Origin of the sequence: Enterobacter cloacae complex sp. P47BA, assembly GCF_014930485.1 — a bacterium.
GTDB classification, from domain to species: domain Bacteria; phylum Pseudomonadota; class Gammaproteobacteria; order Enterobacterales; family Enterobacteriaceae; genus Enterobacter; species Enterobacter bugandensis.
The window spans coordinates 79,494-102,623 of record NZ_JADBRF010000020.1; the positions used below are offsets into that span (position 1 = coordinate 79,494).

23 protein-coding genes are annotated in these 23,130 nt (G+C 56.9%); 15 read left to right on the plus strand and 8 right to left on the minus strand.

Translation table 11 applies throughout. The annotated features are described in order from the left end of the window. Positions 1-65: 65 nt before the first annotated feature. Genes waaA through coaD form a run of 3 tightly spaced genes read left to right on the plus strand, consistent with a single transcriptional unit; the run spans position 66 to position 2,593 of the window. Positions 66-1,340, plus strand: a complete 1,275-nt coding sequence (gene waaA / locus IM299_RS18980; protein WP_028015020.1) for a lipid IV(A) 3-deoxy-D-manno-octulosonic acid transferase — start codon at positions 66-68, stop codon at positions 1,338-1,340. Beyond that, the gene (locus IM299_RS18985; protein WP_041911668.1) at positions 1,340-2,110 is read left to right on the plus strand and encodes a glycosyltransferase family 2 protein; all 771 of its coding nucleotides are present in this window, start codon (positions 1,340-1,342) and stop codon (positions 2,108-2,110) included. The genes waaA and IM299_RS18985 overlap by 1 nt, the downstream gene beginning before the upstream one ends. Before the next feature lie 3 nt (positions 2,111-2,113). After that, the gene (coaD, locus tag IM299_RS18990) at positions 2,114-2,593 is read left to right on the plus strand and encodes a pantetheine-phosphate adenylyltransferase (RefSeq protein ID WP_045260067.1); all 480 of its coding nucleotides are present in this window, start codon (positions 2,114-2,116) and stop codon (positions 2,591-2,593) included. Positions 2,594-2,595: 2 nt separating this feature from the next. On the opposite strand, the gene mutM is transcribed toward coaD, so the two are convergent. The 4 genes from mutM to radC all read right to left on the minus strand — a co-directional run bounded on the left by mutM (position 2,596) and on the right by radC (position 4,788). Next, the gene (mutM, locus tag IM299_RS18995; protein WP_028015018.1) at positions 2,596-3,405 is read right to left on the minus strand and encodes a bifunctional DNA-formamidopyrimidine glycosylase/DNA-(apurinic or apyrimidinic site) lyase; all 810 of its coding nucleotides are present in this window, start codon (positions 3,403-3,405) and stop codon (positions 2,596-2,598) included. A gap of 72 nt (positions 3,406-3,477) precedes the next feature. Next, positions 3,478-3,645 carry a 50S ribosomal protein L33 gene (gene rpmG, locus IM299_RS19000; protein WP_003024094.1) on the minus strand — a complete coding sequence of 56 codons (168 nt, stop codon included), beginning with the start codon at positions 3,643-3,645 and terminating at the stop codon, positions 3,478-3,480. A 22-nt stretch (positions 3,646-3,667) separates the two neighbouring features. After that, positions 3,668-3,904, minus strand: coding sequence for a 50S ribosomal protein L28 (gene rpmB, locus IM299_RS19005; RefSeq protein ID WP_002436699.1), 237 nt, complete (start codon positions 3,902-3,904; stop codon positions 3,668-3,670). Positions 3,905-4,122: 218 nt separating this feature from the next. After that, a complete protein-coding gene (gene radC / locus IM299_RS19010) occupies positions 4,123-4,788 on the minus strand; it encodes a DNA repair protein RadC (protein WP_028015017.1) in 666 nt (221 codons plus the stop codon). 173 nt (positions 4,789-4,961) lie between these two features. Between radC and coaBC the strand changes: the two genes are divergently transcribed. The 3 genes from coaBC (at position 4,962) to slmA (ending at position 7,324) form a co-directional block, all read left to right on the plus strand. Then, positions 4,962-6,173 (plus strand): bifunctional phosphopantothenoylcysteine decarboxylase/phosphopantothenate--cysteine ligase CoaBC, encoded by a 1,212-nt coding sequence (gene coaBC, locus IM299_RS19015; RefSeq protein WP_028015016.1) that lies wholly within the window; start codon positions 4,962-4,964, stop codon positions 6,171-6,173. Further along, positions 6,151-6,609 carry a dUTP diphosphatase gene (dut, locus tag IM299_RS19020; RefSeq protein WP_015570042.1) on the plus strand — a complete coding sequence of 153 codons (459 nt, stop codon included), beginning with the start codon at positions 6,151-6,153 and terminating at the stop codon, positions 6,607-6,609. The genes coaBC and dut overlap by 23 nt, the downstream gene beginning before the upstream one ends. Before the next feature lie 118 nt (positions 6,610-6,727). Beyond that, the gene (gene slmA / locus IM299_RS19025; protein ID WP_028015015.1) at positions 6,728-7,324 is read left to right on the plus strand and encodes a nucleoid occlusion factor SlmA; all 597 of its coding nucleotides are present in this window, start codon (positions 6,728-6,730) and stop codon (positions 7,322-7,324) included. 41 nt (positions 7,325-7,365) lie between these two features. Here the strand turns inward: slmA and pyrE are convergent, their stop codons facing one another. Both pyrE and rph read right to left on the minus strand, forming a co-directional pair. Next, positions 7,366-8,007: an orotate phosphoribosyltransferase gene (gene pyrE / locus IM299_RS19030; RefSeq protein ID WP_041911672.1), complete on the minus strand. Its 642-nt coding sequence runs from the start codon at positions 8,005-8,007 to the stop codon at positions 7,366-7,368. 68 nt (positions 8,008-8,075) lie between these two features. Further along, positions 8,076-8,792: a ribonuclease PH gene (gene rph, locus IM299_RS19035; protein ID WP_010426431.1), complete on the minus strand. Its 717-nt coding sequence runs from the start codon at positions 8,790-8,792 to the stop codon at positions 8,076-8,078. 125 nt (positions 8,793-8,917) lie between these two features. Here rph and IM299_RS19040 point away from each other — a divergent pair, with 125 nt between their 5' ends. Both IM299_RS19040 and IM299_RS19045 read left to right on the plus strand, forming a co-directional pair. Then, the gene (locus IM299_RS19040; protein ID WP_193357945.1) at positions 8,918-9,781 is read left to right on the plus strand and encodes a YicC/YloC family endoribonuclease; all 864 of its coding nucleotides are present in this window, start codon (positions 8,918-8,920) and stop codon (positions 9,779-9,781) included. Positions 9,782-9,987: 206 nt separating this feature from the next. Continuing rightward, positions 9,988-10,605 (plus strand): trimeric intracellular cation channel family protein, encoded by a 618-nt coding sequence (locus IM299_RS19045; protein ID WP_023334014.1) that lies wholly within the window; start codon positions 9,988-9,990, stop codon positions 10,603-10,605. Between the two features lie 2 nt (positions 10,606-10,607). Here IM299_RS19045 and ligB read toward each other — a convergent pair whose 3' ends face one another. Continuing rightward, a complete protein-coding gene (ligB, locus tag IM299_RS19050; RefSeq protein ID WP_045630234.1) occupies positions 10,608-12,278 on the minus strand; it encodes an NAD-dependent DNA ligase LigB in 1,671 nt (556 codons plus the stop codon). 251 nt (positions 12,279-12,529) lie between these two features. Here ligB and gmk point away from each other — a divergent pair, with 251 nt between their 5' ends. Genes gmk through recG form a run of 5 tightly spaced genes read left to right on the plus strand, consistent with a single transcriptional unit; the run spans position 12,530 to position 18,396 of the window. Next, on the plus strand, positions 12,530-13,153 hold the full coding sequence (gene gmk, locus IM299_RS19055; protein ID WP_010426438.1) for a guanylate kinase: 624 nt from the start codon (positions 12,530-12,532) through the stop codon (positions 13,151-13,153). A 54-nt stretch (positions 13,154-13,207) separates the two neighbouring features. Then, entirely contained in the window at positions 13,208-13,483 is a 276-nt protein-coding gene (gene rpoZ / locus IM299_RS19060) for a DNA-directed RNA polymerase subunit omega (RefSeq protein ID WP_000135058.1), read from the plus strand. Between the two features lie 19 nt (positions 13,484-13,502). Then, entirely contained in the window at positions 13,503-15,617 is a 2,115-nt protein-coding gene (gene spoT / locus IM299_RS19065) for a bifunctional GTP diphosphokinase/guanosine-3',5'-bis pyrophosphate 3'-pyrophosphohydrolase (protein ID WP_045630233.1), read from the plus strand. A 4-nt stretch (positions 15,618-15,621) separates the two neighbouring features. After that, on the plus strand, positions 15,622-16,311 hold the full coding sequence (gene trmH, locus IM299_RS19070) for a tRNA (guanosine(18)-2'-O)-methyltransferase TrmH (RefSeq protein WP_193357946.1): 690 nt from the start codon (positions 15,622-15,624) through the stop codon (positions 16,309-16,311). A gap of 3 nt (positions 16,312-16,314) precedes the next feature. Continuing rightward, positions 16,315-18,396 (plus strand): ATP-dependent DNA helicase RecG, encoded by a 2,082-nt coding sequence (gene recG / locus IM299_RS19075; protein ID WP_193357947.1) that lies wholly within the window; start codon positions 16,315-16,317, stop codon positions 18,394-18,396. 2 nt (positions 18,397-18,398) lie between these two features. Here the strand turns inward: recG and gltS are convergent, their stop codons facing one another. Continuing rightward, entirely contained in the window at positions 18,399-19,601 is a 1,203-nt protein-coding gene (gltS, locus tag IM299_RS19080; protein WP_061096645.1) for a sodium/glutamate symporter, read from the minus strand. A gap of 225 nt (positions 19,602-19,826) precedes the next feature. Between gltS and xanP the strand changes: the two genes are divergently transcribed. Further along, a complete protein-coding gene (xanP, locus tag IM299_RS19085; RefSeq protein ID WP_014881972.1) occupies positions 19,827-21,218 on the plus strand; it encodes a xanthine/proton symporter XanP in 1,392 nt (463 codons plus the stop codon). Positions 21,219-21,337: 119 nt separating this feature from the next. Then, the gene (locus IM299_RS19090) at positions 21,338-23,026 is read left to right on the plus strand and encodes an AsmA family protein (protein WP_047366904.1); all 1,689 of its coding nucleotides are present in this window, start codon (positions 21,338-21,340) and stop codon (positions 23,024-23,026) included. Positions 23,027-23,130: the final 104 nt, after the last annotated feature.

The window sequence follows — 23,130 nt, forward strand, 5'->3', positions numbered from 1 at the left end:
AGATAGCTTTACCTGGCTTAAATGCTTAGAATTTGCCCGCCGAAACTAAAAAGACGGATAATCGCTTGGAATTGTTGTATACCGCCCTGCTCTATATCATTCAGCCACTGGTGTGGCTGAGACTGTTGCTTCGTAGCCGTAAAGCGCCTGCGTATCGTAAACGCTGGGCTGAACGCTATGGCTTTTGCCGCAATAAAGTCGCCCCGGACGGTATTTTGCTGCATTCCGTTTCTGTCGGTGAAACGCTGGCGGCGATCCCGCTGGTTCGCGCTCTGCGCCACCGCTACCCGTCTCTGCCGATTACCGTCACCACCATGACGCCAACCGGCTCAGAGCGCGCGTTATCCGCGTTTGGCAAAGACGTTCATCACGTCTACCTCCCTTACGATCTGCCCTGCGCTATGAATCGTTTCCTGAACACCGTTCGCCCGAAGCTGGTGATCGTGATGGAAACCGAGCTGTGGCCGAACATGATTTCCGCTCTGCACGCCCGTAAAATTCCGCTGGTGATTGCCAACGCGCGCCTGTCAGAGCGCTCGGCGAAAGGCTACGGCAAGCTGGGCAAATTTATGCGCCGCCTGTTGAGCAAAATCACGCTGATTGCCGCGCAGAACGAAGAAGACGCGGCGCGCTTTATCTCCCTGGGCCTGAAGCGCAACCAGCTTGCCGTGACCGGCAGCCTGAAATTCGATATTTCCGTTACCCCTGAACTGGCCGCCCGCGCCATCACGCTGCGCCGCCAGTGGGCTCCGCGTCGCCAGGTCTGGATAGCGACCAGTACTCATGAGGGCGAAGAGGCGATTATCCTGCAGGCGCACCGTAAGCTGCTGGAAACCTTCCCGGACCTACTGCTGATTCTGGTGCCTCGTCACCCCGAACGTTTTAAAGATGCCCGCGAAATGGTGCAGAAAGGCGGCTTCAGCTTCACCCTGCGCAGCAGCGGAGAGATCCCTTCCGGCAGTACCCAGGTGGTGATTGGCGATACGATGGGCGAACTGATGCTGCTCTACGGCATTGCTGACCTCGCCTTTGTTGGCGGCAGCCTGGTGGAGCGCGGAGGCCATAACCCGCTGGAGCCGGCAGCCCACGCCATTCCTGTGCTGATGGGTCCACACACGTTTAACTTCAAAGATATCTGCGCTAAATTGCAGCAGGCCGATGGTTTAATTACCGTGACAGATGCGGACTCGGTGGTCAAAGAGGTTTCAACCCTTCTGACGGACGAAGATTACCGCCTGTGGTACGGTCGCCACGCCGTCGAAGTGCTGCACCAGAACCAGGGCGCACTCACCCGTCTGCTGCAGCTTCTGCAACCTTATCTGCCTCAGCGGAGCCACTAATGTCTACGCGTCTGTCGGTCGTCATGATCGCCAAAAACGCCGCCGATCTGCTTCCGGACTGCCTGGCCTCCGTCGCCTGGGCTGACGAAATTGTTATCCTCGACTCCGGAAGCACGGACAACACGGTGGACATCGCCCGGGCTGCGGGCGCAAAAGTCTTTACCGATACCGACTGGCAGGGCTACGGCATTCAGCGCCAGCGCGCGCAGGGTCACGCCACGGGCGATTATGTGCTGATGATCGACACCGACGAGCGCGTCACCCCGGAACTCCAGCAGGCCATTCAGGCGGTGCTTTCCTCACCCCAGCCTGGCGCTGTATACAGCATCGCGCGTCGCAACTACTTCCTTGGCCGCTTCATGCGCCACAGCGGCTGGTATCCGGATCGCGTAATGCGCCTCTACGAGCGCGGGCGCTTTCAGTACAACGACAATCTTGTCCATGAGTCACTGGCCTGCGACGGCGCACAGGTCATCCCCCTGACGGGTGATTTGCTGCATCTGACCTGCCGTGATTTCGCCAGCTTCCAGCAAAAGCAGCTCAACTATGCCACCGCATGGGCGCAGGAACGCCATCAGCGCGGCAAGAAGGCCTCGCTGACAGGAATCTTCACCCACACGCTGGGCGCGTTTCTGAAAACGCTGCTGCTGCGCGGCGGCGTGCTGGATGGTAAGCAGGGCTGGTTACTGGCGGTAGTGAATGCCCAGTATACTTTCAACAAATACACCGAGCTGTGGGCGCTCTGCCGCGGCTACTCAGAGAAAACGTGAGCCATGAGCACAAAAGCGATTTATCCGGGTACCTTCGATCCGATCACTAACGGTCATCTTGACATCATTACCCGTGCAGCGTGCATGTTCGACAAGGTGATCCTGGCGATTGCCGCCAGCCCCAGCAAAAAGCCGATGTTTGATCTCAACGAGCGCGTGCAACTTGCCACCGACGCCATTTCGCACCTGCCGAATGTTGAAGTTGTCGGGTTCAGCGATCTGATGGCGAACTTCGCCCGCGCCCAGCAGGCCAATATTCTGATTCGTGGCCTGCGCGCGGTGGCAGACTTCGAGTATGAGATGCAGCTGGCGCACATGAACCGCCACCTGATGCCGGAGCTGGAAAGCGTATTCCTGATGCCGTCAAAAGAGTGGTCGTTTATCTCGTCCACGCTGGTAAAAGAGGTGGCGCGCCATCACGGGGACGTTACCCATTTCCTGCCGGATAACGTCCACCTGGCGCTGATGGAAAAGCTAAAGTAGTTCTATTTCTGACACTGGCGGCAGTAGAACGTGGCGCGCTGGGCGTGCTTCGTGGCAATAATCGGCGTCCCGCATGCCCTGCATGGCTCGCCCTTACGGCCATACACCTGCAGCTCCTGGGCAAAATAGCCTGGTTTACCGTCGCTCTGCAGAAAATCCTTCAGGGTGGTCCCGCCTTGCTCAATCGAGCGCAGCAGCACTGCTTTAATGACCCGAACCAGCAGCTCACACTCCTGCGCGGACAGCGACGAGGCCAGCCGATCGGGATGGATCCCGGCCGCGAACAGCGATTCACTGGCGTAAATATTCCCCACGCCGACCACCAGCTTATTATCCATCAGCCAGGGCTTGATCGGGGTCTTTTTCTTCGCGCACTTCTCTTTCAGGTAGTCCGCATTAAACGCGTCTGAAAGCGGCTCAGGGCCCAGATGCGCCAGCACGTTGTGTCCTTCCAGCTCCTTCGTCCACAGCCACGCGCCAAAGCGCCGCGGATCGGTGTAGCGGAGCACTTTGCCGTTGCTCATTACCAGGTCAACGTGATCGTGTTTTTCCGCAGGCAGTTCTTCGGTCAGGATGCGCAGGCTCCCGGACATCCCAAGATGGATAATGATCCAGCCGTCAGGCAGCTCCAGCAGCAGGTATTTCGCGCGGCGCTGCACGCTAAGGACGGGTTTGTCGCTTAACGCGTGGATCTCATCGGACACCGGCCAGCGCAGTCGTCCATTGCGAACGACGGCATGAAGAATAGTCGCGCCGACCAGATGGGGCTCAATGCCGCGACGGCTGGTCTCTACCTCAGGTAATTCAGGCATGGTTCCTCCGTTGAGATGCAGAATGCAAAAAACCCCGCAGTTGCGGGGTTTTTCAATACAAGGAGGCTAAAATTATTTGATTTTAGCTTCTTTGTACAGTACGTGCTGGCGTACAACTGGATCGAATTTTTTCAGTTCCAGTTTTTCCGGCTTAGTACGTTTGTTCTTCGTGGTGGTGTAGAAGTGACCTGTACCAGCAGAAGAAACCAGCTTGATTTTCTCGCGAATACCTTTAGCCATGATTTATTTCCTCTTTAAGTACTTAGTACTTTTCGCCACGGGCACGCAGTTCAGACAGAACTGTATCGATGCCTTTCTTATCGATTACACGCATACCTTTAGCAGATACACGCAGGGTGACAAAACGCTTCTCGCTCTCAACCCAGAAACGGTGAGAGTGCAGGTTCGGCAGGAAACGGCGTTTAGTCGCGTTCAGTGCGTGGGAACGGTTGTTACCGGTCACCGGACGCTTGCCAGTAACTTGGCAGACTCGGGACATGTCTATTCTCCAAAAATCAAATTAGCTCGAGCTTCGTATGGGGTATCGGCGCCTCGTCAGGCTTTACAGCCCGGTCATCGCGTAGTTCTAAGTGAACTCTCGATTGCCAGGCCCAAATGCCAAACCCGAGATTCTCAAAGGTGGCGTAGTATACGCTGACTCGGCGGTGTGCTCAAGTCCCGAACAGACAAAGATCCCGATGGATCGCGAGAAATAGCCTAAATCCAGCCATGTTCTGCAAAAGAAATATACTCTCCGCGGCCAATTATCAGATGGTCCAGAACACGAATGTCCATGAATTGACAGCATTTGATAATGCGTTCGGTGATTTCTTTGTCAGCTCTGCTCGGTTCTGCACAGCCAGAGGGGTGATTATGCGCGAGGATCACCCCCGCTGCATTCACTTTTATCGCTTCACGCACAATTTCACGCGGATGTACCTCAACGTGGCTCAGTGTACCCGAAAACAGGCGGCTGTGCTTCAGTACCCGGTTCCTGTTGTCGAGAAAGATCACCATAAAGATCTCCCGCTCCAGACCAGATAGCTGGCTTTGCAAAAATTCGCGGGTCATGTCAGGGGTAAGGATCGGATCTTGCTCCTCCATCTGTACGTTATAAAATCGCCGGGCAAGTTCAGCAATACCCCGTAACTGGGCATACTTCGCGACGCCAATGCCTTCTACGTGCGTAAATGCCTCCAGTTCGGCTGTCAGCAAACCATGTAGTGAACCAAAATGGTCTATCAGATTTTTCGCCAGCGTAAATACCGTTTTTCCCTTCGTACCTGTACGTAAAAAGAGCGCCAGCAGCTCCTCGTCTTTTAATAACGCGACGCCATGACGCAGCATTTTTTCGCGCGGTAGCAGCAGTTCAGTCTCTTCCATGCCCGGCCTCCTTCTGTTTGCCATTATGCTGCCACAGGCAAATCCGGGGCTCGACGCTGAGGTTTCGTTCTTGCGTAGCGCCTCGCAAAGTGCATAAAGGACTTCATCACCCCCTATTTGGGATTGTGGTAAAATGCCCGCTCTCTGGTGAAACCCAACAGGAAAGAATCATGATGAGCCTGGCCGGTAAAAAAATCGTTCTTGGCGTGAGCGGCGGCATTGCTGCCTATAAAGCGCCGGAGCTGGTGCGTCGTCTGCGCGAGCGCGGGGCGGACGTGCGGGTCGCGATAACCGAAGGCGGTAAAGCCTTTATCACCCCTCTGAGCCTGCAGGCGGTTTCAGGATACCCGGTATCTGACAGCCTGCTCGATCCGGCCGCCGAAGCCGCGATGGGGCATATTGAGCTTGGGAAATGGGCCGATCTGGTGATTCTTGCCCCTGCCACGGCAGATTTAATTGCCCGCGTGGCGGCCGGTATGGCGAACGATCTGGTTTCGACCATTTGCCTCGCGACGCCTGCCCCCGTCGCCGTTGTGCCCGCCATGAACCAGCAGATGTACCGCAATGCCGCCACCCAGCATAATCTGGAGACGCTGGCTTCGCGCGGCCTGCTTGTCTGGGGCCCGGACAGCGGCAGCCAGGCCTGCGGCGACGTTGGCCCGGGGCGTATGCTCGACCCGCTGACGATTGTGGATATGGCCGCCGCCCATTTTTCACCTGTCAACGACCTGCAACATCTCAACATCATGATTACCGCGGGCCCGACGCGCGAGCCGCTGGACCCGGTGCGTTACATCACCAACCACAGCTCCGGCAAAATGGGCTTTGCGATTGCTGCCGCAGCGGCAAAACGCGGTGCTAACGTCACGCTGGTCAGCGGCCCGGTCTCGTTACCTACGCCACCTTTTGTACAGCGTATTAATGTTACCACCGCGCTGGAGATGGAAGCCGCCGTGCAGGCTCATGCGCAACGCCAGCAGATTTTTATCGGCTGTGCGGCCGTGGCAGACTATCGCGCCGAGACCATCGCCGAGTCTAAAATTAAAAAGCAAGGCGATGAATTAACACTGAAAATGGTGAAAAACCCGGACATTGTTGCCGGTGTCGCCGCATTAAAAAGCCATCGTCCTTACGTTGTTGGATTTGCCGCAGAAACGAATAATGTGGAAGAATATGCCCGGCAAAAACGTACCCGCAAAAACCTCGATTTAATTTGCGCGAACGACGTATCGCTGGCCACGCAAGGATTTAATAGCGACAGCAACGCACTGCACCTTTTCTGGCAGGATGGAGATAAAATCTTACCGCTTGAGCGCAAGGAACTCCTGGGCCAACAATTACTGGACGAGATCGTTACCCGTTATGATGAAAAAAATCGACGTTAAGATTCTGGACCCGCGTGTTGGCGAGCAATTCCCGCTGCCAACCTATGCCACCTCCGGCTCTGCCGGACTTGACCTGCGCGCCTGTCTCGATGACGCCGTAGAACTGGCTCCCGGTGCCACTACCCTGATCCCGACTGGCCTGGCGATCCACATTGCAGACCCGTCTCTGGCGGCAGTGATCCTGCCGCGCTCGGGTCTGGGCCATAAGCACGGCGTAGTGCTGGGTAACCTGGTCGGCCTGATCGACTCCGACTACCAGGGTCAGCTGATGGTGTCCGTCTGGAACCGTGGTCAGGACAGCTTCACCATTGAACCGGGCGAGCGTATCGCGCAGATGGTTTTTGTACCGGTGGTACAGGCAGAATTTAACCTGGTGGCAGACTTTGATGCCACCGACCGTGGCGAAGGCGGCTTCGGCCATTCCGGGCGCAAATAACCGCCCGACACACGTATCTCGCAGCGCCATAACGCAATAACAAACCGCAAACGTCAGTTTGCGGTCGCTGTGTGGATGCCAGCCTGGCAAGTGCTTATTTTCAGGGGTATTTTGTAACATGGCAGAAAAACAAACCGCGAAAAGGAATCGTCGCGAAGAAATACTTCAATCTCTGGCTCTGATGCTTGAATCCAGCGATGGCAGTCAACGCATCACCACCGCCAAACTGGCCGCCTCTGTGGGCGTGTCTGAGGCGGCGCTGTATCGTCATTTCCCCAGCAAAACAAAAATGTTCGACAGCCTGATCGAGTTTATTGAAGACAGTCTGATCACGCGCATTAACCTGATTCTGAAAGATGAAAAAGATACCACCGCGCGTCTTCGTCTGATTGTGCTGTTAATACTGGGCTTTGGGGAGCGCAATCCGGGTTTAACCCGTATCCTGACCGGCCACGCGCTAATGTTTGAGCAGGACAGGTTGCAGGGCCGCATCAATCAGCTTTTTGAGCGTATTGAAGCGCAGCTGCGCCAGGTGCTGCGCGAGAAGAAAATGCGTGAAGGCGAAGGATACAATACGGATGAGACATTGCTGGCAAGCCAGATACTGGCGTTTTGTGAAGGCATGCTCTCCCGCTTTGTGCGCAGCGAATTCAAATACCGACCAACGGACGATTTTGACGCCCGCTGGCCGTTAGTGGCAGCGCAGCTGCAGTAGCACCGCAGGCCCGGTAAGCGTAGCGCCGCCGGGCAATTCAATTACACGCCAAACTCTTCGCGATACGCCCGCACCGCCGCCAGGTGATCCGCCATCTCTGGCTTCTCTTCCAGATACGCAATCAGGTCTTTCAGGGTGATGATAGAGGTCACTTTGCAGCTGTAATCACGCTCTACTTCCTGGATAGCAGAGATATCGCCGCGACCGCGCTCCTGACGATCAAGAGAAATCAGCACGCCAGCCAGCGTCGCACCGTTGGCCTGGATAATCTCCATAGATTCACGGATCGCGGTGCCTGCGGTAATCACGTCGTCGACCAGCATCACGCGGCCCTGCAGCGCGCTGCCCACAAGATTACCGCCTTCACCGTGGGTTTTGGCCTCTTTGCGGTTAAAGCAGTACGGCACATCACGGTCATGGTGCTCCGCCAGCGCCACCGCCGTGGTGGTTGCAATCGGAATGCCCTTGTACGCCGGGCCAAACAGCAGGTCGAAATCAATCCCGGAATCCACCAGCGCTTCGGCATAGAAGCGGCCTAACAGTGCCAGATCGCGCCCGGTATTAAACAGCCCGGCGTTGAAGAAATACGGGCTCTTACGCCCGGATTTCAGCGTAAATTCGCCAAACTTAAGTACCTGTTTATTAATCGCAAACTCAATAAACTGGCGCTGATACGATTTCATGGATTCGCTCCTTTGGTTTTTTCTGTCTTACAGGCAAAAAAAAGGCGACTCATTGGTCGCCTTTAAAATCAATTTTCTAACGCCGCTTTTTGCGTCGTTACAATGGATTCGATTCCCCCTCGGGCCAACGCCAGCAGGGAGAGAAGTTCTTCATGGGTGAACGGCTCACCTTCCGCCGTCCCCTGCACCTCAATGATGCGACCATCTTCGGTCATCACCACGTTCATGTCCGTCTCGGCGGCAGAATCTTCAACGTATTCCAGATCGCAAAGCGCTTCACCATTAACGATCCCCACGGAAACCGCCGCGACCATCCCTTTCATAGGGTTGGTTTTCAGCTTACCGGCTGCAACCAGCTTGTTCAGGGCATCGGCCAGCGCCACACAGGCACCGGTAATGGACGCGGTACGCGTGCCGCCATCTGCCTGAATCACGTCGCAGTCCAGGGTAATAGTGAATTCACCGAGGATTTTCAGGTCAACGGCGGCGCGCAGCGCACGTGCGATCAGGCGCTGGATTTCCATGGTACGTCCACCCTGCTTACCCTTTGCCGCTTCACGGGCGTTACGGGTATGGGTCGCGCGCGGCAGCATGCCGTACTCTGCGGTGATCCAGCCCTGGCCCTGACCTTTCAGAAAGCGCGGAACACCTTCTTCGATGGACGCGGTGCAAAGCACTTTGGTGTCACCAAACTCAACCAGCACGGAGCCTTCAGCGTGTTTTGTATAGTTACGGGTCAGGGTGACGGGACGCACCTGATTGGCGCTACGACCTGATGGACGCATGATGGATTCTCCGGCTTGAAACGAATGTGGCTGCGCATTATACGGATAAAGGACGCTTATTCCTATCCTGAGAAGCCCCCGAAAGCTATAATCCCCCCATCTCTCCTTTAAAAACGGGAATGTCTATGATCCGCAGTATGACCGCCTACGCCCGGCGTGAAATCAAGGGTAGCTGGGGTAGCGCTACCTGGGAAATGCGTTCGGTAAACCAGCGCTATCTGGAAACATATTTCCGTATGCCGGAACAGTTCCGCAGCCTTGAACCTGTAGTGCGCGAGCGTATCCGTTCGCGTCTGACCCGCGGGAAAGTGGAATGCAACCTGCGTTTTGAGCCCGATGCAAGCGCGCAGGGCGAACTGATCCTCAACGAGAAGCTGGCAAAACAGCTCGTGAATGCGGCGAACTGGGTCAAAATGCAGAGCGATGAAGGCGAAATCAACCCCGTTGATATTCTGCGCTGGCCTGGCGTCATGGCCGCCGGCGAGCAGGATCTGGACGCGATTGCAGCAGAAATTCTGGCAGCCCTCGACGGCACGCTGGATGACTTTATCGTTGCCCGCGAAACTGAAGGTCAGGCGCTAAAAGCGATGATTGAGCAGCGCCTTGAAGGCGTCAGCGCTGAAGTGGCGAAGGTTCGCGCCCATATGCCGGAAGTGCTGCAGTGGCAGCGCGAGCGTCTGGTCGCCAAGCTGGAAGAAGCGGAAGTTCAGCTGGAAAACACCCGTCTGGAACAAGAGCTGGTGCTGATGGCGCAGCGTATCGATGTTGCCGAAGAGCTGGATCGTCTGGAAGCGCACGTGAAAGAGACCTATAACATCCTGAAGAAGAAGGAAGCTGTAGGCCGCCGCCTGGACTTTATGATGCAGGAGTTCAACCGCGAGTCGAACACTTTGGCGTCTAAGTCTATCAACGCTGAAGTGACCAACTCAGCGATTGAACTCAAGGTTCTGATTGAGCAGATGCGCGAGCAGATCCAGAATATCGAGTAATCGCTTTTTGGATGGCGTCGGCTGACGCCATTCATTATTATTTCTAATCCGAATTATCACCTCTTTTCTAATTCAGCAGCCAAGTATCAAAGATATTCAACATGTATTGATTAAATTTTATAGGTGAAACCCAATCGCCTTAGAAAATCTCAATCGTGATCTTGCGCACAAATCGCTAACCTTTCCGCGTTCACACCGGAGGGTATATGCTGCTTCACATTCTTTATCTTATTGGTATCACCGCCGAAGCCATGACTGGCGCTCTCGCCGCCGGGCGTCGCCGGATGGACACCTTCGGTGTGATCATTATTGCCACTGCAACCGCCCTGGGCGGCGGTTCCGTGCGCGATATCCTGCTTGGCCATTACCCGCTCGGCTGGGTGAAGCATCCTGAGTATGTGATTATCGTCGCAACGGCCGCCGTATTAACCACCATCGTGGCACCCGTTATGCCGCACCTTCGCCGCCTGTTCCTGGTGCTTGATGCACTGGGGCTGATCGTCTTTTCTATCATCGGCGCGCAAATCGCGCTCGATATGGGGGAAGGCCCGGTTATCGCCACCATTGCTGCCGTGGTGACGGGCGTTTTCGGCGGCGTGCTGCGCGATATGTTCTGCAAACGCATTCCTCTGGTCTTCCAAAAAGAGCTGTATGCCGGTATCTCCTTCGCCGCAGCGGTGCTCTACATTGCCCTGCAGCATTACGTTTCAAACCACGACGTGGTGGTCATCTCCACGCTGCTGTTTGGCTTTACGGCCCGCATGCTGGCGCTGCGTCTGAAGCTCGGATTGCCCGTGTTTCACTATAAGCACAGCGCCCACTGATCTCAGAACCCATTGATGTGCTGCTGAGCAAGCCACCTGACCAGCACATCGATCTCTGGCGCGTGCAGCCAGGCAACGATTTGCCGCGCCGTCTCCGCTCCCGTCCCCGGCAAGGCCTGCCAGGCCTTTTCACTGCGTTCGCTCATCTTCTGCCACGACACATCTTCCAACGCCTTCAGCGAGGCCTGTGGCAGCGGAACACCCAGCGCCATAATCCAGCGGATAAAAGGCTGCTCATGCACCTGATTAAAGCGATGCCAGAGCGCCAGCCCGCGTGCGGCAGAGAATCCCGGCGTCGACTGCAGTTGCTCCTGCGTTAATAGCAGCCACGAAAAGAGATGTTCAAAATGATGCGCCTGCCAGAGTGTCCGCCAGCCTGACTCACCTAATCCTTCAATGTTGAATACCTGCTTTGAACTGAGCCACGTCAGCCGGGCAAAGAACTGTTCCATACACTCCGGCGAGGCATAAAAGCAACTCAGGGAGTGATAACGCGAGGCCGGAGGCTCTGGTTTTTGTCTGTCCGCCCCTCGCCAGACCACCTTATCAAACCGGGGGATACCCTGCCCTGCCAGGCTGACCTGGATCTGATCGCCCGGGGCAATATCCAGCCTCTGCCAGCGCCCAACCGAACCGAGACTCACTCGCTGCACCCGTTTATCGTCCAACTGCACAGGCTCAAGTGCCGCCACGACAGAAATTTTGCCCGTGCGCCCCACGGAAAAAAGAATATTCCTGACCTCTGCCACCTGTGCCGCAGGCGAATATTTCCACGCGATAATCCAGTTGCCTTCGCCGGGCAGCCAACTCTCCCCTGTAGGTGGCTCCGCAGACCGAACCACTATGCCATCCGTGGCAAAGGGCAATGCCGTGTTTTGCCAGGCCAAACGCTGTTTTTCAACAGAATCAACCGCTTGTACGGGCAACGTATAGCGCGCCGTCAGGGAAAAGCCTGCGCTGGACAGCTCAGACAGCCTGTTTTCCATTCCCTTCGGTCCATCCGGCCAGGCCCAGATAAATATTCCGGTCTGGCTCAAAAGCGCGTTGTCCTTTTGTCGCATCATCGCGCCTGCCACTTTTGCGCGAGCATTCATTCCGCCCATCTGCCGCTGGACGTGGTTTTCGCGTAGCCAGAAAAGCTCCCCCTGTAAGACGCTGTTTGCAAGCGCGCCGGATACCTCCTTGGGCACGGACGGGATCAAACGCACGCGGGCCGTCCAGTCCTCGCCTTTTAGCCCATTACCACGGCTGATGGCCCGCGCTAGCTTTCCGTTGCGATACACCAGCGTCACAGCCACGCCATCAACTTTTGGCTGCATCCAGAGATTTTTCCGGCCGTGCATCCAGTGACCCAGCGCTTCTTTGCTGGCTGCTTTACGTACCCCCGTATGGGCAACAGGATGTTTTACGTTTCCCTCCAGCGCAGGAAGGGCGCTCTCAGCAAAATCGTTGCCGAAACAGCGCTGCCACTGGGTTAAACGGCCGTTGAGCTGGTCATACACTTCGTCACTGACCTCGCTCACCCCCAGCTTCCAGTAAGCTTCATCCCAGCGTTTGATTTGTGCGCTTAATGACGCAATCTCTTTTTCGGCTTTTGCCTGTGACCACACCGGGCACACCGCCGCCCCGTAACCACACCACAACAGCATTAACCCGCTTATCCACCGCCACATCGCTATCCCTCCTTTGCAATGCAGGAGGTATAACCTGACGTGAGAAACGACGCTAATAGCAACCTTTCACGTTGCGAGGCGCTATCCAGCGTTAATTTTTATTGCTGCAAACCGCAGGTAAAACCTGAAAACGGTACGCAAAATTCAATAATCCAGGGGAAAAAGTGTGACAAAGGCTACGTCACACAGCGGCGACGTGTATAATAAGCCCGTATGTAGGACTTCTTCGTTAACACATACAAAAGACTCTCATGGCTCAAGGCACGCTTTATATTGTTTCTGCCCCTAGCGGCGCGGGTAAATCCAGCCTTATTCAGGCACTGTTAAAAACCCAACCGTTGTACGACACACAGGTTTCTGTTTCTCACACCACGCGAGCGCCGCGTCCGGGTGAAGTGCACGGTGAACACTATTTCTTTGTGGATCACGACGAGTTCAGAGCGATGATCGGCAGAGATGCGTTTCTTGAACACGCAGAAGTGTTCGGTAACTACTACGGCACCTCGCGTGAAACCATTGAGCAGGTTCTGGCGACGGGCGTGAATGTGTTCCTCGACATCGACTGGCAGGGCGCACAGCAAATTCGCAAGAAAATGCCTGACTCGCGCAGTATCTTTATTTTACCGCCGTCGAAGGATGAGCTGGATCGCCGCCTGCGTGGCCGCGGTCAGGACAGTGAAGAAGTCATCGCAAAGCGTATGGAACAGGCAGTTGCAGAAATGAGCCATTACGCGGAATATGATTACCTTATTGTGAATGATGATTTTGATGCCGCGCTGAGCGATCTCAAAACCATTCTTCGCGCAGAACGACTGCGTATGAGCCGCCAGAAGCAGCGACATGACGCATTAATCACCAAACTGTTGGCAGACTGAACCCACTTTCAGTATCATGCCCAGTCATTTCTTCACCTGTGGAGCATTTTAAGTATGGCACGCGTAACTGTTCAGGACGCTGTAGAGAAAATTGGTAACCGTTTTGACCTGGTGCTGGTCGCCGCGCGTCGCGCTCGTCAGATGCAGGTGGGTGGTAAAGATCCGCTGGTACCGGAAGAAAACGATAAAACCACCGTTATTGCACTTCGCGAAATCGAAGAAGGTCTGATCAACAACCAGATCCTCGACGTGCGTGAGCGCCAGGAGCAGCAAGAGCAGGAAGCCGCAGAACTGCAGGCCGTAACCGCCATTGCTGAAGGTCGTCGTTAATTAAACCTGCGGGTCGCCCTTGTATCTGTTTGAAAGCCTGAATCAACTGATTCAAATCTACCTGCCTGAAGACCAGATTAAGCGTCTTCAGCAGGCGTATCTCGTTGCACGTGACGCTCACGAGGGCCAGACACGTTCAAGCGGTGAACCCTACATCACGCACCCGGTTGCGGTAGCCTGTATTCTGGCCGAGATGAAACTCGACTACGAAACGCTGATGGCTGCCCTGCTGCACGACGTGATCGAAGATACCCCTGCCACCTACCAGGATATGGAACAGCTGTTTGGCAAAAGCGTTGCCGAGCTGGTGGAAGGGGTCTCTAAGCTTGATAAGCTGAAATTCCGCGACAAGAAAGAGGCGCAAGCCGAAAACTTCCGCAAGATGATTATGGCGATGGTGCAGGATATCCGCGTCATTCTCATCAAACTCGCTGACCGTACCCACAACATGCGCACGCTGGGCTCACTTCGCCCGGATAAACGTCGCCGCATTGCCCGTGAAACCCTCGAAATTTACAGTCCGCTGGCGCACCGTTTAGGTATCCACCACATCAAAACCGAGCTGGAAGAACTGGGCTTTGAAGCGTTGTACCCGAACCGCTATCGCGTGATTAAAGAGGTGGTGAAAGCCGCACGCGGTAACCGTAAAGAGATGATTCAAAAGATCCTCTCTGAAATTGAAGGGCGTTTGCAGGAAGCGGGAATCCCGTGCCGCGTCAGCGGTCGCGAAAAACATCTTTACTCCATCTACTGCAAAATGGTGCTCAAAGAGCAGCGTTTTCACTCGATCATGGATATCTACGCGTTCCGCGTAATCGTCCACGACTCTGACACCTGCTACCGCGTGCTGGGGCAGATGCACAGCCTCTATAAACCGCGCCCGGGGCGCATGAAAGATTACATCGCCATTCCTAAAGCGAACGGCTATCAATCTTTGCATACCTCGATGATCGGTCCGCACGGCGTGCCTGTTGAAGTGCAGATCCGCACCGAAGACATGGACCAGATGGCAGAGATGGGTGTAGCCGCACACTGGGCTTACAAAGAGCACGGTGGCGAAAGCAGCACCACCGCGCAAATCCGCGCCCAGCGCTGGATGCAGAGCCTGCTGGAGCTTCAGCAGAGTGCGGGTAGCTCGTTCGAATTTATCGAGAGCGTTAAATCCGATCTCTTCCCGGATGAGATTTACGTTTTCACCCCAGAAGGTCGCATTGTCGAACTGCCTGCGGGCGCAACACCGGTCGACTTCGCCTACGCCGTGCATACCGATATCGGGCACGCCTGCGTGGGCGCGCGCGTCGACAGACAGCCTTACCCGCTGTCTCAGCCGCTCTCCAGCGGACAGACGGTCGAAATTATTACCGCGCCGGGCGCACGTCCGAACGCGGCCTGGCTGAACTTTGTCGTGAGTTCCAAAGCACGCGCCAAAATTCGTCAGCTGTTGAAAAACCTCAAGCGCGATGACTCCGTCAGCCTGGGGCGTCGCCTGCTCAACCACGCGTTGGGCGGCAGCCGCAAGCTGGCTGAGATCCCACCGGAGCATATTCAGCGTGAACTCGACCGTATGAAGCTCACGTCTCTGGACGATCTGCTGGCGGAAATTGGTCTGGGTAACGCGATGAGCGTCGTGGTGGCGAAAAACCTGCAGCAGGGCGAAGCGACGCCATCTGCTCCAGGCGCATCCGGCCATGCTCATCTGCCGATCAAAGGCGCGGACGGGGTGCTAATCACCTTCGCAAAATGTTGCCGTCCAATCCCTGGCGACCCGATTATTGCGCACGTCAGTCCGGGCAAAGGGCTGGTTATCCACCATGAATCCTGTCGTAACATTCGCGGCTACCAGAAAGAAGCCGAGAAGTTTATGGCGGTCGAGTGGGATAAAGAGACGGCGCAGGAATTTATCACCGAAATTAAGGTGGATATGTTCAACCACCAGGGTGCCCTGGCGAACCTGACGGCAGCCATCAACACGGCCTCGTCCAACATTCAGAGCCTGAATACGGAAGAAAAAGACGGCCGCGTCTATAGCGCCTTTATTCGTCTGACCGCTCGCGACCGCGTGCATCTGGCGAACATTATGCGCAAGATCCGCGTCATGCCGGACGTGATTAAAGTCACCCGAAACCGAAACTAGGTTTATGAATTCACAACGTTATGCCCGTATCTGCGAAATGCTTGCCAGACGCCAGCCTGACCTGACGGTCTGCATGGAGCAGGTGCATAAACCTCATAACGTCTCTGCCATCGTCCGTACCGCAGATGCCGTCGGCGTGCATGAAGTGCACGCCGTCTGGCCGGGTCACCGGATGCGAACCATGGTCTCTGCTGCGGCAGGCAGTAACAGCTGGGTATCCGTCAAATCTCACCAGACGATTGGCGATGCCGTATCGCATCTGAAAGGACGCGGTATGCAGATCCTGGCGACAAACCTGTCCAATAAGGCCGTGGATTTCCGCGAGATAGACTATACCCGCCCGACCTGCATTTTGATGGGTCAGGAGAAAACCGGGATCTCCCAGGAAGCGCTGGATCTGGCGGATCGGGACATCATCATTCCGATGATCGGCATGGTCCAGTCCCTTAACGTCTCCGTGGCGTCCGCGCTCATTCTGTATGAAGCGCAGCGCCAGCGTCAGAACGCCGGGATGTACGAGCGCAGCAACAGCATGCTGCCGGAAGAAGAACAGCAGCGCCTGCTGTTTGAAGGTGGCTATCCGGTGCTGGCACGCGTTGCGAAGCAGAAAAAATTGCCTTACCCCCACGTCAACGCGCAGGGCGAAATTGAAGCCGATGCCGAGTGGTGGGCCACCATGCAGTACGCCGGGTAACCGATGAAAGGCCGCCTGCTGGATGCTATCCCGCTCAACAGCCTGACGGGCGTGGGCGCGGCGCAAAGCAATAAGCTGGCAAAAATTGGCCTGTACACCGTGCAGGATCTCCTGCTTCATCTCCCCCTGCGTTACGAAGACCGCACTCAGCTCTACAAGATTGGCGATCTGCTTCCCGCCATTTACGCCACCGTTGAAGGCGAAGTCCTGAACTGCAATATCACTTTCGGCGGACGCCGGATGATGACCTGTCAGATCAGCGACGGTACCGGCATCCTCACCATGCGTTTCTTCAACTTCAGCGCAGCAATGAAAAACAGCCTGGCGACAGGCCGCAGAGTGCTGGCCTATGGCGAAGCCAAACGCGGGAAATACGGCGCAGAGATGATCCACCCGGAGTACCGCGTGCAGGGCGATCTCAGCACGCCGGAGCTGCAGGAGACGCTCACCCCGGTTTACCCGACGACCGAAGGCATCAAGCAGGCGACGCTGCGTAAGCTCACCGATCAGGCCCTGGAACTGCTGGATACCTGCGCCATTACCGAACTGCTGCCGCCAGAACTGGCTCAGGGGATGATGAGCCTGCCCGAGGCGCTGCGCACCCTGCACCGCCCGCCGCCAACGCTGCAGCTCAGCGATTTAGAAAGCGGTAAACACCCCGCCCAACGGCGTCTTATCCTTGAGGAATTACTGGCGCATAACCTGAGCATGCTGGCGCTGCGCGCCGGCGCGCAGCGTTTCCACGCTCAGCCGTTAAGCCCGAATGATGTGCTCAAAGATAAGCTGCTGGCCTCGCTACCCTTTAAGCCCACCGGCGCGCAGGCGCGCGTCACCGCCGAGATTGAGCGCGACATGGCGCTCGACGTGCCGATGATGCGCCTGGTGCAGGGCGACGTAGGTTCAGGTAAAACGCTGGTTGCCGCCCTGGCCGCGTTACGCGCCATCGCCCACGGCAAACAGGTCGCGCTGATGGCACCAACCGAGCTGCTGGCTGAACAGCACGCCAACAATTTCCGCGCCTGGTTCGCACCGCTCGGGATTGAGGTGGGCTGGCTCGCCGGAAAGCAAAAAGGCAAAGCGCGTCTTGCGCAGCAGGAAGCCATCGCCAGCGGCCAGGTGCAGATGATTGTCGGCACACACGCTATCTTTCAGGAGCAGGTGCAGTTTAACGGCCTCGCGCTGGTGATTATCGACGAGCAGCACCGCTTCGGCGTGCATCAGCGTCTGGCGCTGTGGGAAAAAGGGCTGCAGCAGGGCTTCCACCCGCACCAGCTGATCATGACCGCCACGCCGATCCCGCGTACCCTGGCGATGACCGCCTACGCCGATCTGGATACCTCTACCATCGACGAACTGCCGCCGGGCCGAACGCCGGTGACGACGGTCGCCATACCGGATACGCGCCGCAGCGACATCATTGACCGGGTGCGCAATGCCTGCACCCATGAAGGGCGTCAGGCCTACTGGGTCTGTACCCTGATTGAAGAGTCTGAACTGCTGGAAGCCCAGGCCGCCGAAGCGACGTGGGAAGAGCTCAGGCTGGCACTGCCCGAGCTGAACGTTGGCCTGGTTCACGGCCGCATGAAGCCTGCCGAGAAGCAGGCGGTGATGCAATCCTTCAAACAGGGGGAACTGCATTTGCTGGTCGCGACGACGGTCATCGAAGTGGGCGTTGACGTCCCCAACTCCAGTTTGATGATCATCGAAAACCCGGAACGTCTGGGGCTTGCCCAGCTCCACCAGCTGCGCGGGCGCGTTGGCCGCGGCGCGGTAGCGTCCCACTGCGTCCTGCTCTACAAAGCTCCGCTCTCGAAAACCGCCCAGATGCGACTGCAGGTGCTGCGCGACAGCAACGACGGCTTTGTGATTGCGCAAAAAGATTTGGAGATACGCGGCCCGGGCGAACTACTGGGCACGCGCCAGACGGGAAATGCTGAATTCAAAGTGGCGGATTTACTGCGCGATCAGGCCATGATCCCCGAAGTTCAGCGCCTTGCGCGCCATATTCATGAACGCTACCCCGAACAGGCGGCAGCGTTAATTGAGCGCTGGATGCCGGAAACCGAACGGTATTCCAACGCCTGATCTCAGGCAAACATCGGCAGCATCAGGTAAAGCTTGATCACCAGCGCGTTGACGATATCAATGAAGAATGCGCCGACCATCGGGACCACCAGAAACGCCATATGCGATGGCCCGAATCGTTCGGTGATCGCCTGCATGTTGGCGATAGCCGTTGGGGTAGCCCCCAGACCAAACCCGCAGTGACCGGCCGCCAGCACCGCCGCATCATAGTTTTTCCCCATCATGCGCCAGGTCACGAACATGGCATAAAGCGCCATAAACAGCGCCTGCACCGCCAGAATCGCCACCATCGGCAGCGCCAGCGAGGCCAGCTCCCACAGCTTCAGGCTCATCAGCGCCATCGCCAGGAACAGCGACAGACAGACGTTGCCAAGCACCGATACCGCACGGTCAAACACGCGATAGAAGCCCATCAGCGCCAGACCGTTGCTCAGGATCACCCCGATAAACAGCACGCAGACAAAGGTCGGCAGTTCAAACGCGGTACCCGCCAGCCATTGCGCAACCACTTTGCCCACGGTCAGGCAGATGGCAATCATTGCGATGGTTTCAATCATCACCAGCGAGGTGATGCTGCGGCCAACGTCCGGTTTTTCAAACGCGGTCGGCACCATTTCATCGTCCGGTCTGCCATTCGGCGTGGTGGAGTGCTTCACCAGATAACGCGCTACCGGGCCGCCAATCAGGCCACCCAGCACCAGGCCAAAGGTCGCGCAGGCCATCGCCACTTCCGTCGCGTTTTCAAAACCGTAGCGTTCGATGAACAGCTTGCTCCACGCCGCGCCGGTGCCGTGACCGCCCGAAAGGGTAATCGACCCCGCCAGCAGCCCCATCAGCGGATCCAGCCCCAGCAGCGTTGCCATACCGATGCCAATCGCGTTTTGCATCAGCAACAGCCCCACCACCACAATCAGAAACACGCCGAGCACCTTACCGCCCGAGCGCAGGCTTGCCAGATTAGCGTTCAGGCCGATGGTGGCAAAGAAAGCCAGCATTAGCGGGTCTTTCAGGGACATATCAAAATCAATTTCCCAGCCCATGCTTTTTTTCAGTATCAGCAAGGCCAGCGCCACCAGCAGACCGCCGGCGACAGGTTCAGGAATAGTGTATTTTTTCAGAAAGGAAACGCTGTGGACCAGCTTGCGACCAAGCAGAAGAACCAGCGTTGCGGCAACAAGGGTCGACAACGTATCGAGATGAATCATAAAAGGCTCCTGTTATGCGCGTATTCCATACACACGCGGCGTTATCCTGGGCCGGTTTGCGCTCGTCATGAGCCCCCGGCGCAAAAAGTGTAATTTTTTTTTCCGATAGGTTGTAAAAAACCTGCTCACAGCGGCAGATTTTCTTCCTTTTTTTTGCTGGCAATCGTTTGCTTTTACCAGGTGGTCAGATAAAATGCCCGCTTTTCCACCGTGGGATTGCCGCCGATGTCCGTTAACACCATAGAATCGCCAGATGCGCAACCGATTGCGCAGAAGCAAAATAGCGAACTGATTTACCGCCTTGAAGACCGACCGCCGCTGCCGCAGACGCTTTTTGCCGCCTGCCAGCATCTTCTGGCGATGTTTGTTGCGGTGATCACCCCGGCGCTGCTGATTTGCCAGGCGCTCGGTTTACCGGCGCAGGACACGCAGCACATTATCAGTATGTCTCTGTTCGCCTCCGGCGTGGCCTCCATTATTCAAATTAAAGCCTGGGGCCCGGTGGGGTCTGGGCTACTGTCGATTCAGGGCACCAGCTTTAACTTCGTGGCGCCGCTGATCATGGGCGGTACGGCGCTGAAAACCGGCGGTGCGGATGTTCCGACCATGATGGCGGCGCTGTTCGGCACCCTGATGCTGGCAAGCTGCACGGAGATGGTCATCTCCCGCGTGCTGCACCTGGCACGCCGTGTGATCACCCCGCTGGTTTCCGGCGTGGTGGTGATGATTATCGGCCTGTCGCTGATTCAGGTGGGCCTCACCTCCATCGGTGGCGGCTACGCGGCAATGAGCGACCACACCTTCGGCGCGCCGAAAAACCTGCTGCTGGCGGGCGTGGTGCTGGCGATCATTATTTTGCTTAACCGTCAGCGTAACCCTTACCTGCGCGTGGCCTCGCTGGTGATCGCCATGGCGGCGGGCTATCTGCTGGCGTGGGCGCTGGGGATGCTGCCGGAGAACACCGCGCCGACCAACAGCGCGCTGATCACCGTCCCAACGCCGCTTTATTACGGCCTGGGCATAGACTGGGGTCTGCTCCTGCCGCTGATGCTGGTCTTTATGATTACTTCTCTGGAGACCATCGGTGATATCACCGCTACCTCCGACGTCTCTGAGCAGCCGGTTTCCGGCCCGCTGTACATGAAGCGTCTTAAAGGCGGCGTACTGGCGAACGGCCTGAACTCGTTTGTCTCTGCGGTATTCAACACCTTCCCGAACTCCTGCTTCGGCCAGAACAACGGTGTGATCCAGCTGACCGGCGTGGCCAGCCGCTACGTTGGTTTCGTGGTGGCGCTGATGCTGATCGTCCTCGGCCTGTTCCCGGCGGTGAGCGGCTTTGTGCAGCACATTCCTGAGCCGGTGCTGGGCGGCGCAACGCTGGTGATGTTTGGGACTATCGCGGCCTCCGGCGTGCGTATCGTCTCCCGCGAGCCGCTGAACCGCCGCGCAATCATGATTATCGCGCTGTCGCTGGCCGTTGGTCTGGGTGTTTCCCAGCAGCCGCTGATCCTGCAGTTTGCGCCGGACTGGGTTAAAAACCTGCTCTCTTCCGGCATTGCCGCGGGCGGTATCACCGCTATCGTGCTGAACCTCGTTTTCCCGCCTGAGAAGAACTGATCTCCCTCACGGCAGGCGGTCAATGCCTGCCGTGACATCTAATTACACCATTCCCGCCTTGAGCATTGCGCATAAATCGTGCATAACTCCCTTATGTTCGTTTCGCGGGATGGAAGACCATGAAATTTATTGGAAAGCTACTCGTCTATCTTCTGGTAGCCCTGCTTATTGTGCTGCTGGCGCTCTATATTTTGCTCCAGACCCGCTGGGGCGCGGCGCAGGTCAGCAGCTGGATTACGGTGAATACCGACTACGAACTCAGTTTCGACAAGATGAATCACCGCTTTTCATCGCCTTCCCACCTCATTCTGGAAAATGTCACCTTTGGGCGGGACGGTAAACCCGCCACATTAGTTGCCAAAAAAGTCGATATTGGCCTGAGCAGCCGTCAGATCACTGCTCCGCTGCACATGGGCACTATCACCCTGTTCGACGGCACGCTGAATCTCTCGCCTCAAACAGCGCCGCTGCCCTTCCAGGCCGATCGTCTGCAGCTGAACAACATGGCCTTTAACAGCCCGAATACTGAATGGGATCTGAGCGCACAGAAGGTCACGGGCGGCGTCAGCCCATGGCAGCCAGAAGCCGGGAACGTGCTGGGTAAAAACGCGAAGATTCAGATGAGCGCCGGCTCGCTGACCCTGAACGGCGTACCGGCCACCAACGTGCTAATCGACGGCCAGTTGAACGGCAAGGAGGTGGTGCTGAACACCATTGGTGCCGATATGGCCCGTGGCTCGCTCACCGGCTCCGCCCTGCGTAACGCCGACGGGAGCTGGATAATCGACACCATGCGCCTGAACGAGATCCGCCTGCAGAGCGACAAAACGCTGAAAGCGTTCTTCGCGCCGCTGGCTACCATCCCCTCCCTGCAAATTGGCCGTCTGGAGGTCACCGATGCCCGCCTGCAGGGCCCGGACTGGGCGGTGACCGATCTCGACTTAAGCCTGCGCAACCTGACTCTCAGCAAAGGCGACTGGCAGAGCCAGGAAGGTCGCCTGTCCATGAACGCCAGCGAGTTTATCTTCGGCTCGCTGCATCTGTTTGACCCGATCCTGAATGCGGAGTTTTCCCCGCAGGGCATAGCGCTGCGTCAGTTCACCTCCCGCTGGGAAGGCGGTATGGTGCGCACGTCCGGCAACTGGCTGCGCGACGGTAAAGCGCTGGTTCTGGACGATGTTGCCATCGCCGGGCTGGAGTACACCCTTCCTGAAAACTGGAAAACGCTGTGGATGGAGCCGCTGCCGGAATGGCTGAACAGCGTCACGCTGCAAAAATTCGGCCTGAGCCGCAACCTGGTGATCGACATCGATCCCGCCTTCCCGTGGCAGATCACCTCCCTGGACGGGTACGGCGCAAACCTGCAGCTGGCGAAAGATCGCCAGTGGGGCGTCTGGGGCGGCAGCGCAACATTAAACGGCGCGGCGGCGACCTTTAACCGCGTCGACGTGCGCCGTCCGTCGCTGGCGCTGAATGCCAACGCCGCCACGGTGAACATTAGCGACCTGAGTGCCTTTACCGAGAAAGGTATTCTGGAAGCCACGGCGACCGTTTCACAACTCCCGCAGCGGCAGACCACGGTGAGCCTGAACGGGCGCGGCGTACCGCTCAACGTGCTGCAGCAGTGGGGCTGGCCTGCGTTACCGATTACGGGCGACGGCAATATTCAGATGACCGCCAGCGGCAGCGTGCAGGCGAATGCGCCATTGAAGCCAACGGTGAATGGGAAGCTGAGCGCGGTAAATATGGATAAGCAGCAGGTTGAGCAGACGATGACGGGCGGCGTGGTTGCAACGCCTGTGCAATAAAGTTTTTGATGTTTGTTCCCTCTCCCTGTGGGCTGAGGGTTCCCCAGAAAAATGAAAAGCACGATGAAGTGTGATCTACTGGTTGCGCTAACAAATCAGAAGAG

Excerpts from the sequence above, each read along its gene's own strand:
- IM299_RS18985 (WP_041911668.1), top strand. The coding sequence starts at position 1,340 with ATGTCTACGCGTCTGTCGGTCGTCATGATCGCCAAAAACGCCGCCGAT.
- coaD (WP_045260067.1), top strand. The coding sequence starts at position 2,114 with ATGAGCACAAAAGCGATTTATCCGGGTACCTTCGATCCGATCACTAAC.
- mutM (WP_028015018.1), bottom strand. The coding sequence starts at position 3,405 with ATGCCTGAATTACCTGAGGTAGAGACCAGCCGTCGCGGCATTGAGCCC.
- rpmG (WP_003024094.1), bottom strand. The coding sequence starts at position 3,645 with ATGGCTAAAGGTATTCGCGAGAAAATCAAGCTGGTTTCTTCTGCTGGT.
- rpmB (WP_002436699.1), bottom strand. The coding sequence starts at position 3,904 with ATGTCCCGAGTCTGCCAAGTTACTGGCAAGCGTCCGGTGACCGGTAAC.
- radC (WP_028015017.1), bottom strand. The coding sequence starts at position 4,788 with ATGGAAGAGACTGAACTGCTGCTACCGCGCGAAAAAATGCTGCGTCAT.
- coaBC (WP_028015016.1), top strand. The coding sequence starts at position 4,962 with ATGAGCCTGGCCGGTAAAAAAATCGTTCTTGGCGTGAGCGGCGGCATT.
- dut (WP_015570042.1), top strand. The coding sequence starts at position 6,151 with ATGATGAAAAAAATCGACGTTAAGATTCTGGACCCGCGTGTTGGCGAG.
- slmA (WP_028015015.1), top strand. The coding sequence starts at position 6,728 with ATGGCAGAAAAACAAACCGCGAAAAGGAATCGTCGCGAAGAAATACTT.
- pyrE (WP_041911672.1), bottom strand. The coding sequence starts at position 8,007 with ATGAAATCGTATCAGCGCCAGTTTATTGAGTTTGCGATTAATAAACAG.
- rph (WP_010426431.1), bottom strand. The coding sequence starts at position 8,792 with ATGCGTCCATCAGGTCGTAGCGCCAATCAGGTGCGTCCCGTCACCCTG.
- IM299_RS19040 (WP_193357945.1), top strand. The coding sequence starts at position 8,918 with ATGATCCGCAGTATGACCGCCTACGCCCGGCGTGAAATCAAGGGTAGC.
- IM299_RS19045 (WP_023334014.1), top strand. The coding sequence starts at position 9,988 with ATGCTGCTTCACATTCTTTATCTTATTGGTATCACCGCCGAAGCCATG.
- ligB (WP_045630234.1), bottom strand. The coding sequence starts at position 12,278 with ATGTGGCGGTGGATAAGCGGGTTAATGCTGTTGTGGTGTGGTTACGGG.
- gmk (WP_010426438.1), top strand. The coding sequence starts at position 12,530 with ATGGCTCAAGGCACGCTTTATATTGTTTCTGCCCCTAGCGGCGCGGGT.
- rpoZ (WP_000135058.1), top strand. The coding sequence starts at position 13,208 with ATGGCACGCGTAACTGTTCAGGACGCTGTAGAGAAAATTGGTAACCGT.
- trmH (WP_193357946.1), top strand. The coding sequence starts at position 15,622 with ATGAATTCACAACGTTATGCCCGTATCTGCGAAATGCTTGCCAGACGC.
- recG (WP_193357947.1), top strand. The coding sequence starts at position 16,315 with ATGAAAGGCCGCCTGCTGGATGCTATCCCGCTCAACAGCCTGACGGGC.
- gltS (WP_061096645.1), bottom strand. The coding sequence starts at position 19,601 with ATGATTCATCTCGATACGTTGTCGACCCTTGTTGCCGCAACGCTGGTT.
- xanP (WP_014881972.1), top strand. The coding sequence starts at position 19,827 with ATGTCCGTTAACACCATAGAATCGCCAGATGCGCAACCGATTGCGCAG.
- IM299_RS19090 (WP_047366904.1), top strand. The coding sequence starts at position 21,338 with ATGAAATTTATTGGAAAGCTACTCGTCTATCTTCTGGTAGCCCTGCTT.